The sequence below is a fragment of the Hyphomicrobium sp. MC8b genome, assembly GCF_905067615.1.
In the GTDB taxonomy this organism is placed as follows: Bacteria; Pseudomonadota; Alphaproteobacteria; order Rhizobiales; family Hyphomicrobiaceae; genus Hyphomicrobium_B.
This window is the reverse complement of the sequence record NZ_LR898465.1, coordinates 2,342,714-2,356,095: the sequence shown is the minus strand read 5'-3', so window position 1 is coordinate 2,356,095 and position 13,382 is coordinate 2,342,714. Positions and strand designations below refer to the sequence as shown.

At 61.0% G+C, this 13,382-nt stretch carries 16 protein-coding genes; 9 read left to right on the top strand and 7 right to left on the bottom strand.

The genetic code is table 11. From position 1 onward, the window contains the following. Positions 1-2 precede the first annotated feature (2 nt). Complete coding sequence (locus ACLB1Z_RS11345; protein ID WP_409559952.1) at positions 3-1,121, bottom strand: polysaccharide deacetylase family protein; 1,119 nt, start codon at positions 1,119-1,121, stop codon at positions 3-5. Further along, entirely contained in the window at positions 1,118-1,921 is an 804-nt protein-coding gene (locus tag ACLB1Z_RS11340; protein ID WP_409559951.1) for an enoyl-CoA hydratase, read from the bottom strand. The genes ACLB1Z_RS11345 and ACLB1Z_RS11340 overlap by 4 nt, the downstream gene beginning before the upstream one ends. A gap of 202 nt (positions 1,922-2,123) precedes the next feature. Between ACLB1Z_RS11340 and cysE the strand changes: the two genes are divergently transcribed. The 3 genes from cysE to ACLB1Z_RS11325 are packed head-to-tail and all read left to right on the top strand — an operon-like array spanning position 2,124 to position 3,735. Further along, positions 2,124-2,951: a serine O-acetyltransferase gene (cysE, locus tag ACLB1Z_RS11335; RefSeq protein WP_409559950.1), complete on the top strand. Its 828-nt coding sequence runs from the start codon at positions 2,124-2,126 to the stop codon at positions 2,949-2,951. 24 nt (positions 2,952-2,975) lie between these two features. Continuing rightward, the gene (locus ACLB1Z_RS11330) at positions 2,976-3,191 is read left to right on the top strand and encodes a DUF3126 family protein (protein ID WP_013947733.1); all 216 of its coding nucleotides are present in this window, start codon (positions 2,976-2,978) and stop codon (positions 3,189-3,191) included. Between the two features lie 13 nt (positions 3,192-3,204). Further along, positions 3,205-3,735, top strand: coding sequence for a gamma carbonic anhydrase family protein (locus ACLB1Z_RS11325; RefSeq protein WP_409559949.1), 531 nt, complete (start codon positions 3,205-3,207; stop codon positions 3,733-3,735). A gap of 135 nt (positions 3,736-3,870) precedes the next feature. Here ACLB1Z_RS11325 and ACLB1Z_RS11320 read toward each other — a convergent pair whose 3' ends face one another. The 3 genes from ACLB1Z_RS11320 to ACLB1Z_RS11310 form a co-directional block, all read right to left on the bottom strand. Continuing rightward, positions 3,871-4,551 carry a transglutaminase-like cysteine peptidase gene (locus ACLB1Z_RS11320; RefSeq protein WP_013947731.1) on the bottom strand — a complete coding sequence of 227 codons (681 nt, stop codon included), beginning with the start codon at positions 4,549-4,551 and terminating at the stop codon, positions 3,871-3,873. 159 nt (positions 4,552-4,710) lie between these two features. Then, positions 4,711-5,340, bottom strand: a complete 630-nt coding sequence (locus tag ACLB1Z_RS11315) for a PilZ domain-containing protein (protein ID WP_409559948.1) — start codon at positions 5,338-5,340, stop codon at positions 4,711-4,713. A gap of 171 nt (positions 5,341-5,511) precedes the next feature. After that, positions 5,512-6,147, bottom strand: coding sequence for a PAS domain-containing protein (locus ACLB1Z_RS11310; protein ID WP_409563264.1), 636 nt, complete (start codon positions 6,145-6,147; stop codon positions 5,512-5,514). Positions 6,148-6,379: 232 nt separating this feature from the next. Here ACLB1Z_RS11310 and ACLB1Z_RS11305 point away from each other — a divergent pair, with 232 nt between their 5' ends. Both ACLB1Z_RS11305 and ACLB1Z_RS11300 read left to right on the top strand, forming a co-directional pair. Beyond that, the gene (locus tag ACLB1Z_RS11305; protein WP_409559947.1) at positions 6,380-7,117 is read left to right on the top strand and encodes a rhomboid family intramembrane serine protease; all 738 of its coding nucleotides are present in this window, start codon (positions 6,380-6,382) and stop codon (positions 7,115-7,117) included. A gap of 191 nt (positions 7,118-7,308) precedes the next feature. Beyond that, positions 7,309-7,737, top strand: coding sequence for a CBS domain-containing protein (locus ACLB1Z_RS11300; protein WP_409559946.1), 429 nt, complete (start codon positions 7,309-7,311; stop codon positions 7,735-7,737). On the opposite strand, the gene ACLB1Z_RS11295 is transcribed toward ACLB1Z_RS11300, so the two are convergent. Together ACLB1Z_RS11295 and hisI are read right to left on the bottom strand one after the other, a co-directional pair. Next, positions 7,719-8,717: a patatin-like phospholipase family protein gene (locus tag ACLB1Z_RS11295; RefSeq protein ID WP_409559945.1), complete on the bottom strand. Its 999-nt coding sequence runs from the start codon at positions 8,715-8,717 to the stop codon at positions 7,719-7,721. The genes ACLB1Z_RS11300 and ACLB1Z_RS11295 overlap by 19 nt on opposite strands. Positions 8,718-8,887: 170 nt before the next feature. After that, a complete protein-coding gene (hisI, locus tag ACLB1Z_RS11290; protein ID WP_409559944.1) occupies positions 8,888-9,301 on the bottom strand; it encodes a phosphoribosyl-AMP cyclohydrolase in 414 nt (137 codons plus the stop codon). Positions 9,302-9,557: 256 nt separating this feature from the next. Between hisI and ACLB1Z_RS11285 the strand changes: the two genes are divergently transcribed. The 4 genes from ACLB1Z_RS11285 to thrS all read left to right on the top strand — a co-directional run bounded on the left by ACLB1Z_RS11285 (position 9,558) and on the right by thrS (position 13,373). After that, positions 9,558-10,019, top strand: coding sequence for an iron-sulfur cluster assembly scaffold protein (locus ACLB1Z_RS11285; protein ID WP_409559943.1), 462 nt, complete (start codon positions 9,558-9,560; stop codon positions 10,017-10,019). Between the two features lie 315 nt (positions 10,020-10,334). Beyond that, on the top strand, positions 10,335-10,967 hold the full coding sequence (locus ACLB1Z_RS11280) for a hypothetical protein (RefSeq protein ID WP_409559942.1): 633 nt from the start codon (positions 10,335-10,337) through the stop codon (positions 10,965-10,967). Between the two features lie 66 nt (positions 10,968-11,033). Beyond that, positions 11,034-11,312, top strand: a complete 279-nt coding sequence (gene yidD / locus ACLB1Z_RS11275) for a membrane protein insertion efficiency factor YidD (RefSeq protein WP_409559941.1) — start codon at positions 11,034-11,036, stop codon at positions 11,310-11,312. 117 nt (positions 11,313-11,429) lie between these two features. Continuing rightward, the gene (thrS, locus tag ACLB1Z_RS11270) at positions 11,430-13,373 is read left to right on the top strand and encodes a threonine--tRNA ligase (protein ID WP_409559940.1); all 1,944 of its coding nucleotides are present in this window, start codon (positions 11,430-11,432) and stop codon (positions 13,371-13,373) included. Positions 13,374-13,382: the final 9 nt, after the last annotated feature.

The following is a 13,382-nucleotide window of genomic DNA, read 5'->3' as shown; positions in this document are numbered from 1 at the left end:
TGTCAATTCACTGATTGCCCTGCCGCGCGAGCAACTGGCTTGGTATTCTTTTTGGCCACGGCTTTCTTCGCTGCGAGCGGTGTGTAGGCGACTTTCGCCCCGGTCTTCGGGCTGGCGTTCAGCGGCTTTTTCAGTGCCCACAGGAAGTCGTAGCGATTGACGTCGCCGGGCTTGCGATCATAGCACTCCGATTTGATGACCGGCTTGCCCATCGTCATCAGTTCGCTGACGGTTACGAACTTGTAGCCCTTGGCTTTGAGCTTCGGGATCGCGATGCGCAAAGCATCTGCCGTATGCCATCCACGCCCGTTCGCGTGGTTGACGACGATCGAACCGGGTTTCGCTTCGTTCACCATCGCCGCCGCGATACGCTCGGCCGATTCATGCGGATCGGGATCGCCCGTCGCGACGTCCCACTGAATGGCGAGCATCCCGGCGTCGTTCACAGCCTTGAGCGAGGCGGGATTGCACGTGCCGTAGGGGAAGCGGAAGAGCGTCGGCTGCGCGGGGATGCTGCGCATGTCCTCGGAAGACGCCGCCACGCATTGTTTCGAGGCGAGATCGGCGCGCGCATCCTCATAGGCTTTCTGCGGCGCGAGCACCTGCTGGCGGATGGCCGCTTCGTTTAGCAGCCGGAGGTTCGCGTGTGTTTCAGTATGATTGCCGACCTCGAACAACGGATCGGTCATCAGCTGTTCGGTACGTGCGCGATGCGAGACCATCCATTTGCCGCCCGCGAAAAAGGTGGCTTTTACGCCCTGTTCCCGCAGATAATCGAAAATGCGGCCGTCGTAGCCTGCAATCTCGCCGCGCTGCTCACACAGGTCGAACGTCAGTGCGATGACTTTTTCGCCCTTCGGAACGTCGACGCGCCGGATCGATCCGCGCAGGGCTTCGGGGACCGGCGCAGCCTGAGTGAAACCGGCGATCTTGATCGGCGCATCGTAGGTGGGGACGCCGCGCGAGACTTTCTCCTCGCCCGGCACGCCCGCGAGCAGCGCCGGTGAATAGCACGCGTGTTGCAAGACATCGTCACGCGCGAAGGCCGCCGTCGCATGTGCGGAAACGGTGAGCGACGCAACGATGAGAGCCGACAGTCTGATGCACATTGTCAAAGTCATTTGCCCTTGAACTGGGGTTTGCGCTTTTCAAGAAAAGCGCGGCGCCCCTCGGCGTAGTCTTCACTTGCAAAACATGCGGCGATAGCGGCGTCGAGAGCTGCCATGTCGGGATGCTCCGGATGGCGCGAGATCTCGTCGATCACTTTCTTCGCCGCGGCGACGGACAGCGGTGCGTTTGCGGCGATCTCCGCGGCCAATGCTTTCACCGTCGTCTCCAGCTCCGCCTTCGGCACGAGTTGCGAGATAAGCCCCATAGCCTCCGCATCGGCCGAACGGAAGCGCCGCCCGGTAAACAGCAGCTCCTTGGCACGCGCTGCCGGTACGGCCGCCAGAATGGGCCGCACCCATCGCGCATTATAGCCGATGCCGAGCTTGGCTGCCGGAATGGCGAACTGGCTTGCATCGTCGGCAATGCGCATGTCGCAGCAGAGCGCGAGACCGAGACCGCCGCCAAGACAAAAGCCATGGATCATTGCAATGGTCGGCTTCGGGCATCCGACCAGCGCGTTGAAGGCGTCGTCGTTCAATGTGTCGTAAATCCTGGCGGCATCCCCTGTGCGTGAGGTTTCGAACTCCGAAATATCCGCGCCAGCCGAGAAGGCCTTATCGCCCGCGCCGCGCACGATAATGACGCGCACCTCCGGATCGTCGACGGCCGCCCCCACCGCATCAGGAATGGATTTCCACATCGCGGCGGTCAGGGCGTTCATCCGTGCCGGATTGTCGGCCGTGATCCAGGCGATCGCGCCGTCCTTGGCGTATCGCAATGTCGGGTTGGCGACTTCGGCCGCATCTGCCATAAACGGGGTATCCTTTCGATCTTTGCGGCCATTTAATTGGCATTTGCAGGCGTCGCAAACGGCCTCCGCGGCGGCAGATGCACGCGGCGGCCGGAAAGTGTATAAGTTTTACGGCGAGGTCGATTGACCGCCGTCGGTGTGGACGCTAATCGCCTGCGGTAACATATTGCTAACGGACCTGATTTCGAGCCAGAGGCTGCCCGTGTCGAATACCAAAACAGCGATCTCAAAGGTCCAAGTCGTCGACCCAATTTGGGCGCAGATCCGCACCGAGGCCGAGGCCGCGATGAAAGCCGAGCCTGCGCTCGGCAGCTTCATCTTTGCGACCGTGCTCAGCCATCAGGCTCTGGAGGACGCGGTGTGCCATCGCCTGGCGCAGCGGCTGAACCACACGGACGTAGACGCCGGTCTCATTTCGCAGACGTTTCTGAGCGTGCTGGCCGAGCAACCCGAGCTTGGCACGATCTTCCGTGCCGATCTCCAGGCTGTCTATGACCGCGACCCGGCATGCACGCGCTATCTCGACCCGCTTCTCTATTTCAAAGGCTTCCACGCGCTGGTGACGCATCGCTTTGCGCACGCACTCTGGAAAAGCCGTCGTCGCGACTTTGCCCTTTACCTGCAAAGCCAGTCGTCGCGCATGTTCGGCGTGGACATTCACCCCGCGGCGCGCTTCGGCAAGGGCATCATGCTCGATCACGCCACTGGCTTCGTCGTCGGCGAGACGGCGGTGGTCGGCGACAACTGCTCGTTCCTGCATGCCGTAACGCTCGGCGGCAGCGGCAAGGAGACGGGAGACCGCCATCCTAAGATCGGGGACAACGTCTTGATTGGCGCCGGCGCCAAGGTGCTCGGCAACATCAAGGTCGGGCATTGCTCACGCGTCGCCGCCGGGTCGGTTGTCCTCTCTGAGGTTCCGCCGAACGTGACCGTTGCCGGCGTGCCCGCCAAAATTGTCGGCAGCGCCGGCTGTGCCGAATCGGCCCGCTCGATGGAGCAAGGCTGGGTTGATGATTTCGGCGGACTTTAAAAAGATCATTCAGGAGACAAGACATTGAAAAAGGAAGAGCTCGCTCGCCTGCAGGCTTACTTGCGTAAAACGCTTGGAGCCGCATCGCTTGAAGTGAAGGCGCAGCCAAAGAAAGACGACATGGCTGAGGTCTTCGTCAACGGCGAGTTCATCGCCACGCTGTACCGCGAGGTCGAGGAGGGCGAGACGTCCTACCAGTTCCAGATGGCGATCCTGGACATGGATCTGGAAGGCGTCTGAGGCCGAACGTCCAATGCCGCTTTACACGCTCGATGGCCAAGGTGTCGTAACGCCTCCAATCGGCTCGTTCTGGGTCGCGCCAAACGCCGTCCTACTTGGCAAGGTCAAGCTTGAGGAAGAGTCGAGCGTCTGGTTCGGCGCGGTTCTGCGCGGCGATAACGAGCTGATCACCGTCGGCGCGCGCTCGAACGTGCAGGACGGCTCCGTGCTGCATACCGATCCGGGCTTTCCGCTGACGATCGGCGAGGACTGCACGGTCGGCCACATGGCGATGCTGCATGGCTGCACAATCGGCCGCGGCAGCCTCATCGGCATCGGCAGCATCATCATGAACGGCGCTAAGATCGGCGAGGAGTGTGTGATCGGCGCCAAGACGCTGATCGCCGAGGGCAAGGAAATTCCGCCACGCTCGCTCGTGATGGGATCGCCAGGCAAAATCGTCCGCGAGTTGACCGACGAGGAAGTCGCGCGTTTCGGCGGCGCCGCCCGCCGTTATGTCAAAAATTGGCGCCGCTACGCTGAAGGCCTGACGCTTCAGAACTGAGCCCGGACAATCGCACAAAAAAATGCGGACCGGCGTCTGGGGAAGCGCGCGGCCCGCTGAACAGGTCCGGTTTGGGTCGGGGGACGGCTGGGGCCGGGCCTGTAAGTGTTTCTAAGGATTTTGAAGGGGATTACCTCAGGGGAAATCCGGCGTGCCGTCGAACATTGACGGATCGACGGACTGCACGCCCGACAGCGCCGGCGGCGTGACCGCATCGTTCGGATCGAGCGACACCCAGACCTTCGGGTTGAGGTACGATTGCCGCATCACGTAGTGATAGGGAGTCTGGTTCCAGAGCCGTACGACGTCGATCTTGTTGTCGAGAATGAAGTCGCCCTGCGTCGTCCGCGCGGTCAGCACGGCATGGCCTTCGTTCTTCTCGTCACGCACGACTGTCATGAGCAAGGTGCCGGACGGCCAGCCGCTGGCGATCAGGCGATGGCGCTTCAGGAGCGCGTAATCCTCGCAGTCGCCGCGCGTCTTCGGGATCGTCCAGTATTCGGTGACGCCGTAGACTTCCTGATCCGTCGCCGGTTCGATCTCATGGTTGACCGAACGGTTGATCTCGTCGAGCTCGCTCAACGCCTGCGGCGTCGCCCGGAACCGGGCGTCGTCGGAAGATGTGACGACGCATTCCTGAGGCATCCGCTCGCAGAAGGCCACAAACCCATAAGGGGGCTGCGAGCTGCCATAAATCCGCATGAACTCTGGTGCACGCACCGCGGGACTGATAACCGCGACCTGCTGCGCCGCCGCCGGCAACGCCGCACCACACAACCACACTGCCACCGAGATGGCTACGCTACCGTACTTCATGAAACGCCCTCGAACACGGTACGATACAGTACGCGACACAGCTGGTTTTAGCATGAATGCCCACCGCAGCATTCGAGCTAAATTCGTATAAAAATTTAACTTAACGATTTTGGCAACTCGGCGAGCAATTTGCGGCATCACACAACCAACGCAAAAACGTCAAGGAAACCTGTCGCGCATCGCCTCCGGCGACAGCAGCGACAGAAACTGCAAACCAATTCCATGCTCGTGGTGACGCCGGACGATCGCCCGGGTCTTTCCGGCAACCACGAAGCTGCCGATAGGCGGCCGCGCTGGCGTGGCAATCGAAGCCCCGGATGCTGAAAGATCGAGCAATTCCACGTCGATAACGACCCCGTCTTCGACCCTCAACGTCGTACGACGCCCGCGAGTTCCGACACGTTCATGGCTACGACCGGCAGCCCCGGGAAAATCATCCTTATTGATGAGCCACGTAATCTGCGCGGCGAGCTTTTCGCGCTTGTGCTCCGTGACTTTGAAAACGAATGCGAAACCATCCGACGTAATTCTTGCGACGACACCCTCAAATCCGCCCAGATGATCGAAGTAGACGACCACGCGCTCACCGACTTCAGGTAGATGCGCGGTCGTAACGGCTGCACCGCCGACGGAAACGTTTTTCAATTGGCAGGTGTATTCGCTGCGGTCTGCGCGCATGAAGCGGCCACCAAGCGAAAGCGGAACACGGCGATGTTTGCGCATGTCGCCAGCCAAGATGGCATCGGTCGGATGCAGGACGTCACGGATGATGCTCGTATGCACGGCCATGGCCGACCTTTGAACCGCCGTCAGAAATTGCTGCCGGGCGTGCTCTCGAACATTGCGAAATGAGCGAAAACCACCCGCATGAACTATGCGGGTGGGGTCCTTAATGAAGTTCTAATCGGCGCACCAAATTCGACGGGTGCGGGCAAGGGAAGATTATGTATTGGAAGAAGATTACCGCTCGTCGCCGGAAAGGCTGAGCCCACCGTCGAAGACGCGGAACTGCCGCCGCGCCGAGCGCACGATGCGTGCTTCCCGCCGGGTGTGGAGGATGGGTGCCTGATATTGAAAGTCGCTCTCGTCCTCAGGGGCGGCGCGGCTCGGCCAGACGATCTCGTGATGAACGAGCTTCCGCCTTGTCAGCGGCACGGAGCCGAGCCATTCCGGCTTCTCTCGAGAGGCGACAGAGCCGAGAAAGCGTTCGACCGTATCACTCGTGTGCGTCAGCGGCAGGATCAGCACCTCGAATGTCGTCGACTTCCCGTCGGCGCTTTCGGCGGACATATGGAACAGACCGACCGCGCAGCGCGACGCGATCAGCTCCATCTGGTTCTGCAAAGTCCGCCGATCGCCGATATCGAACATCTCGAACAGGTTCCTGCCGCGCAGCTCCATGCCGAGCGCATCGGTGATCCGTGTGCCCGCGAGGCGGAAACGCGCATTGGTATAGTTGACGCGCTCCAGAATGAACGTATCGGGAAGATTATTCGCGATGCGCGATGGCTCGATCTCGAAACGCTTCGGCGCCGGGCGATTGCCCCGGAGAGCGTCCCAATATGAATAGAGCGACTGACTGACGGCTTCTTGCATGCTCACGCGTTACGACCCTGAATTTTCGTTGGGTGGCGGACATCCCAGACCCCCGCCGTTCCATTTCGGAGCGCGCAGGCTCCCTGGCAGTCGAATGAGCATCGTTCATGCCAGCGCACGTCGAAGCCGCGAAAAACGCGTTTCGCCTGTCTAGTTGCCCGCTTTTGCGTGAACCGGTAACAACGGCCGTTCAGTCGCTGCGGACTGGATCGCCTCAAAGTGGGACGAAGTCGTGAACCGAGAACCAATGTTTAACGTGCCGGGCGCCGTGCTCGGCATCCTTGCCGTGTTGATTGCGGTGCACGTCGTGCTGTCCATGCTGCCGCCCGAGCAATATTCGTGGTGGGTGCTGGCGCTCGCATTCATTCCGGCGCGGTACTCAGGCTTCGCCGATCAGATCCCCGGAGGCAGCGTCGCCGAGGTGACGTCATTCGTGACGCACATGCTCGTGCACGCCGACATCACGCACATCGCTTTCAACGGCCTTTGGCTGTTGGCCTTCGGCTCGGTGCTGTGCGCCCGTCTCGGCGGTTTGCGGTTCATTGTTTTTTCGGTCTGCGGCGGCATCTGTGGTGCATTGCTGTTTCTACTTTTCAATCCGGGATTGGCAGCGCCGGTTATTGGTGCGTCGGGTGCTGTGTCGGCGATGATGGGTGGCGTGATGCGGTTTCTCTTTAACGCTCTCGATCGCGGCGAGGGCTATCTGTTGCGTCACAACCCGTCGGCCATTCCAGCCGTGACGATCATGGGAGCGCTGCGAGACAGCCGCATCGTTCTGTCGTCGATCGTGTTCGTCGCCATCAATCTTCTGGCGATCATCGGCTTCGGAAAAATGGGCGAGGCCGGTGCGATCGCGTGGGAGGCGCATATCGGCGGCTATCTGTTCGGACTTTTTGCATTTGGTTTATTTGACCGTTCAGATAATCCCGCGATGCAAAATGATTTACCGCCTGCTGCAGATCTCGAATGAAAGCTTGCAATCCTGTAAGAATTGCCTCAGCCTTCCTGCATTAATCCGCCGTCAGAGCGGATCTTATTGGGTGTGAAACGCAGCGGAATGCCGGCGGGAGACCGCGCTAGCTTGCGGGCCTCTAAGTGACGCGCAAGCGCGCGACCACGTTTCCAGTTCGGAACAGCGTTCCGCAAACGGAGGCTGATTTTATGATTATCGGACAGATATTGAAGTCCAAGGGCAGAAGCGTCATGACCGCGTCGCCCACCGACACCCTTCAGGAAATCGCGCTACGTCTGGCGAGCCGCAAGATCGGCGCGATCGTCATCCTCGAGAACAACAAACTCGCCGGCATCATCTCGGAACGCGACCTCATTCGCCTCATCGCCGAGCACGGGCCGAAGGCGCTCGCCATGACCGCGAACGACGGCATGACGCGCGACGTCATCTCATGCACGCGCGACTGCACGATCGACGGCGTCATGGAGACGATGACGAAAGGCCGTTTCCGCCATGTGCCTGTGATCGAAGACGGCGAGCTCGTCGGCATCATCTCGATCGGCGACGTCGTCAAACATCATATCGCTGAGGTCCAGCTCGAAGTCACCGCCATGCGCGATTACTTGGCGACGGGCTGAAGGTCCTGCTGGATGGCGACGCGCTTGTCCTCCGTACGCGTCCGCTTTGGTTCGCAGACCTCGATCTCGCGCATCAGGTCGTCGAGTTGACGTTCGACGGCCTGCATGCCGAGTTCAATGGCTTCTTCCGCTCGATGGAAATCGAATAGCCCGACATCCTGTAATCGCGGCGACAGCATCGCGTCGGGCGGATCGCCTGCGAGACGCGAACGTGCGATCCTGTCCTGCACGATATTGAGCGCGTCGACCATGACGGTCGAAATTCCCGGCGCGCCGTCGCCTTTTCCGAGGATCTGCCGCTGCAGGAGCCCGCGGACGCCTTTCTTGCCGACCGTTTCGGCTGCCGCGGCGTTCCGCAATTCTTCGTCAGCCTCCGAGAACATCGCTTCGGGTGAGGAGATGACACTGCCGCGGCCCAGGATGTCGAAATTCAGATTGACGGCGATGACATAGCGCGCGCCCAGCGCCCGGCAGACGGAAACGGGGATCGGGTTGACGAGCGCGCCGTCGAATAGCCACCGCCCGTTGACCTTCACCGGCTTGAACACGCCCGGCAGCGCATAAGAGGCGCGCACCGCGTCGACTAGCCGTCCGCGGGATAGCCAGTGCTCATGCCCGGTGCCGATCTCGGTCGCGACCGCAGTGAAGCGCGTCTCGAGATCTTCGATGTTGCGGTCGCCAAGCTGCTGCTCGAGCCGGCTGCACAGCCGCTGCCCGCTGATGAGGCCCGTGCCGGCGAAATTGAAATCCAGATATCCGAAGATGCGCTTCGGCGTCAGCTCGCGCGCCCAGCGCTCCAGTTGATCGAGATGGCCCGCAGCATAACAGCCGCCGACGACGGCTCCGATCGAGGTTCCGGCAATGACGTCGGGCCGGATGCCATGGCGTTCGAGCGCCTTCAAAACGCCGATGTGCGCCCATCCGCGCGCGGCGCCCCCACCCAGTGCTAATCCGATCCTCACGCTCGTCCTGCCAAGCATGATTGGCACTCCCGATACGCACCCTCTGCCGGCGATGGTTTTTGCCGGCACATCCGCTGCGACGTTATCGCCAGCCGATTAAGGTCCCGCTACCAAGAGGTAAGCAAGTTATGAACGCGAGCATGGCAAACGGGATGCCGGACAGCCGATACGTGATGAGAGCGTCAGGTTCAGGCGGTCGGAGTTTTTGGTGCGGGGAGGGGGGCGAACTCCAGAGCGGCGGCGTCTGTGCCATCCGGCTTTACGACGCGCCGGTAGAAACACGACCGCTCGCCCGTATGGCAGGCAACCCCATCGCCCTGCACCTCGGCGGAAACCCAGACGACGTCCTGATCGCAATCCGTCCGCAGCTCTATGACTTTGAGAAGGTTGCCGCTTTCCTCGCCCTTCTTCCACAGCTTGCCGCGCGAGCGACTCCAGAAATGTGCGATGCCGCTGGCAATGGTCTCATTGAGAGCCATCTGATTCATGTAGGCGAACATTAGCACGTCGCCCGACCGGTGATCGGTTACGACCGCCGGAATGAGCCCGTCGGCGCTGAACTTCGGCTTGAATGAATGGGTCGTCTCTATCGTCTCGGTCATGCCGCTTTAGTTCTCCGGCGCCATCTCGTCATCACAACGCACCTGAGCGAAAAGCGCATATGTGATGACCGCGACGCCACATAGGGAAAGTCCGTTTTTCGCTCGACGGCCCACTGACGCAGCTGGCGAACGGCCGCATCTCGCATTCGATACCGGCTCGGCTTATATACGGCGACCGGAACGTTTGGACGAGGGCCGGTCGCGGCCTAAAGATCCGAAAGACGGATCCTGAGAACCGGAATACGCGAAGATCGCCATGGCTAATCTCGATGAGATCTACAACACGCGCATCCTGGAGCTCGCGGGCGGGATCTCCCATACCGATCGCCTGACCGATCCTGACGGCAGCGCCACGGGACACTCCAAGCTCTGCGGCTCGACCGTGACGGTCGACGTCAAGCTCGAAGACGGGCATGTGAGCGAGTTCGGCCAGTCGGTGAAGGCTTGCCTGCTGGGTCAGGCCTCGGCCTCGGTCATGGGGCGGGAGATCGTCGGCTCGACGCCCGATGAGCTTCGCCGCATCGGCCGGGAAATGCGCGCAATGTTGAAGGAGGGTGGTCCGCCTCCCGCCGGGCGCTGGGCTGATCTCGCCGTTCTTGAGCCGGTCCGCAACTACAAGGCCCGACATGCATCAACACTTCTTGTGTTCGATGCTGTCGAAAAGGCACTCGAGGACGCCGAGGTGCGAGCGAGCGCCGACGTCCGGGCAGAACGCTAACCTTGACCGCAATTTTTCCTCTAAATTTCTGACCGACGCCCGTACGCCCAATCGACGGACGCGAGCCGGCGTGCTGTATATTCTGCGACTGCACCCCGGATCGATGCGGCGAGCCATTTCGACAACTCGGCGGAATCTTTCTTCCCTCGGCTTGCTGGAAGGGCTTTCGGTTTGAGAAAAACTGGGAGTAGAAGACGCATCGAACGGTCGGTTCGTTAGTCACAAAAACGAAGAAAGAAACCGGCGCGTCTCCAAGCATGGGCTGGCGTGCAACGGCTGGAAAAAATAGACCTTAGAGCACAACGGGAGATCCAGATGTCAGCGCAGGATAACGATAGTGGCGCGCGCGCAGAGGGTGCTGCCTCATCGACCAGCGCACTGAAATGGATCGTTATCGCGATCCTGGCGTTGGTGGCGATCTATGGCTGGCAACAGAAGACGTCGGCTGAGGCTCAGGTGTCGGCGCTCCAGGGCGAAGTAGCCTCGCTGCAAAAGGCCGTCGACGACGCCGCCGATGTCAGAAAGTCGTCGCAGGACGAGATCGACCGCCTAAAGGCCGCCGTCAGCGATGCCCAGCGCCAGGCCGACGAAAGCAAGGCTGACGTTTCAACGGCAATGGGCAAGGTTTCCGAACTCGACAACAAGGTCACGGCTGTGACCAAGGAAAACGACGACCTGAAGGCCAAGCTCCAGGGCGCCGCCGAGGAAATGAAAGCCAAGCTCGCCACGGCCGACGACGCGACGAACAAGGTCAAGGCCGAGCTGGAAGCCGCAAATAAGGCGAAAGCCGACGCCGAATCCGCAGCCGCTGCGCTTCGCGGCGAGATCGACAGCCTTAAGGGTCAGATCGCAACGCTTCAGAAGGATCTTGAGACCGCCAAGGCTGCTGCCCAACCGGCGACGCCTACCGCACCGGCCCCCGCGGCTCCTGCAACCCCGACGCCGTAAGGCGAGGCGCGGGCCATCAGAGCGTCGCACTTGCATAGCGCTGTGGAAACGCGCTCTGCTTCGGGCATGAGTTCGAGGCTTGCCAAAACGCTGCTGAAAGCGCCGATCCACATCTACCGCTACACCTTCAAATGGCTGGTTGGCGGCCAGTGCCGCCATTGGCCGACATGCTCGGAATACGGGCTGCAGGCGATCGAGCTGAACGGCGCCTGGCGCGGCTTCTGGCTGACGCTGTCGCGGTTCGTCCGCTGCGGACCGGCTGGCACCCACGGTGTCGACCCCGTGCCGGACATCCGCGACGTCAAACACACCTTCCAGCCCTGGCGCTATGGTCGCTGGCGGTAGACTTCGCTTTCGATCATGCCGCAGCAGCTTGACTTGGACGCGCCCACACCCCATTAGCGCAATCGAAAATCGTCTTACGCCGCGTCCGTATGCGGCGAGTGAGCAAAGGAGGCCACGATGACAGACGTCACAATTACGTTCCCCGACGGCAAACAGCGCCAGGTAGCAGCGGGAACCACGGGCCTCGAAATCGCCAAGTCGATCTCTCCCTCGCTCGCGAAACGTACCGTCGCCATGCAGCTCAATGGCGCGCTGGCCGACCTTGCCGATCCGATCAATCAGGATGCGTCGATCAACTTCGTCTCGCGCACCGATCCGGCAGCCTTGGAGCTGATCCGGCACGACGCCGCGCACGTTCTCGCTGAAGCCGTGCAGTCGATCTGGCCCGGCACTCAGGTGACCATCGGCCCGGTGATCGACAACGGCTTCTATTACGACTTCGCCAAGCAGCAGCCGTTCGAGCCGGAAGACATTCCGAAGATCGAAAAGCGCATGGGCGAGATCATCGCCAAGAACGCGCCTTTTACGAAGGAAGTCTGGTCGCGCAACAAGGCGAAGGAGTTCTTCAAGGACAAGGGCGAGTACTTCAAGGTCGAGCTTGTCGACGCGATCCCGGAAGACCAGGACGTCAAGATCTACAAGCAGGGCGAGTGGCTCGATCTCTGCCGCGGCCCGCATATGACCTCGACGGGCCAAGTCGGCAAGGCATTCAAGCTGATGAAGTTCGCTGGTGCCTATTGGCGTGGCGATTCAACCAAGCCGGTCCTTCAGCGCATCTACGGCACCGCGTTCGCGACCGAGGATGAACTGAAGGCCTATCTGCATCAGCTCGAAGAAGCCGAGAAGCGCGATCACCGCAAGCTCGGCCGCGAGATGGATCTCTTCCACTTCCAGGAAGAAGCGCCGGGCTCCGTCTTCTGGCATCCGAAAGGCTGGACCTTGTTCCAGACCTTGATCGCCTACATGCGTCGTCAGCAGGCGCGCGCAGGCTATACCGAGGTCAACACTCCGGACATGATGGAGAAGCACTTCTGGGAGCTTTCGGGGCACTGGGAGAACTACGGCGAGAACATGTTTACGACCGTGCTTCCCGATGAGCGCGTGTTCTGCTGCAAGCCGATGAACTGCCCCGGGCACGTGCAGATCTACAAGAACGGTCTGAAGAGCTATCGCGATCTGCCGTTGCGCATCGCCGAGTTCGGCAAGGTACATCGTTACGAGCCGTCTGGCGCGTTGCACGGCATGCTGCGCGTGCGCCACTTCACGCAGGACGACGCCCACATCTTCCTGACTGAGCATCAGATCATGGAGGAATGCCTCAAAATCAACGATCTGCTGCTCTCGATCTACAAGGACTTCGGCTTCGAGAACATCGTCATCAAGCTGTCGCTGCGGCCTGAAAAGCGCGTCGGCTCCGATGAGCTTTGGGATAAAGCCGAGAAGGCGCTGAGCGACGTGCTAGATGAAGTGAAGCGCCGCTCGAACGATCAGATCAAGACAGAGATCCAGCCGGGCGAGGGCGCGTTCTACGGACCGAAGCTCGAATACGTGCTGCGTGACGCCATCGGCCGCGACTGGCAGTGTGGCACCACGCAGGTCGACTTCAACCTCGCGGGCCGCCTCGGCGCGTTCTATATCGACGAGAAGTCGGAGAAGAAAACGCCGGTGATGATCCACCGCGCGATCTTCGGTTCACTCGAACGTTTCACCGGTATCCTGATCGAGAACTTCGCCGGACACTTCCCGCTGTGGCTCGCGCCGCTGCAGGTCGTCGTCGCGCCGATCGTCTCGGACGCGAATGATTACGCCGTCGAAGTCGCAGCGAAGGCGAAGGCGCTGGGCCTGCGCGTCGAAACGGACCTTCGCAATGAGAAGATCAACCTGAAAGTCCGCGAACACTCGCTGACCAAGGTTCCGGTCATCCTCGTCGTCGGCAAACGCGAGGCGGCAGAGAAGAAGGTTTCCGTACGCCGCCTCGGTTCGCAAGATCAGACCGTGCTTGGCCTCGATGAGGCGCTAGCGGCGTTGGCAAAGGAAGCCGTTCCGCCGGATATGCGGTAACGGAATAAT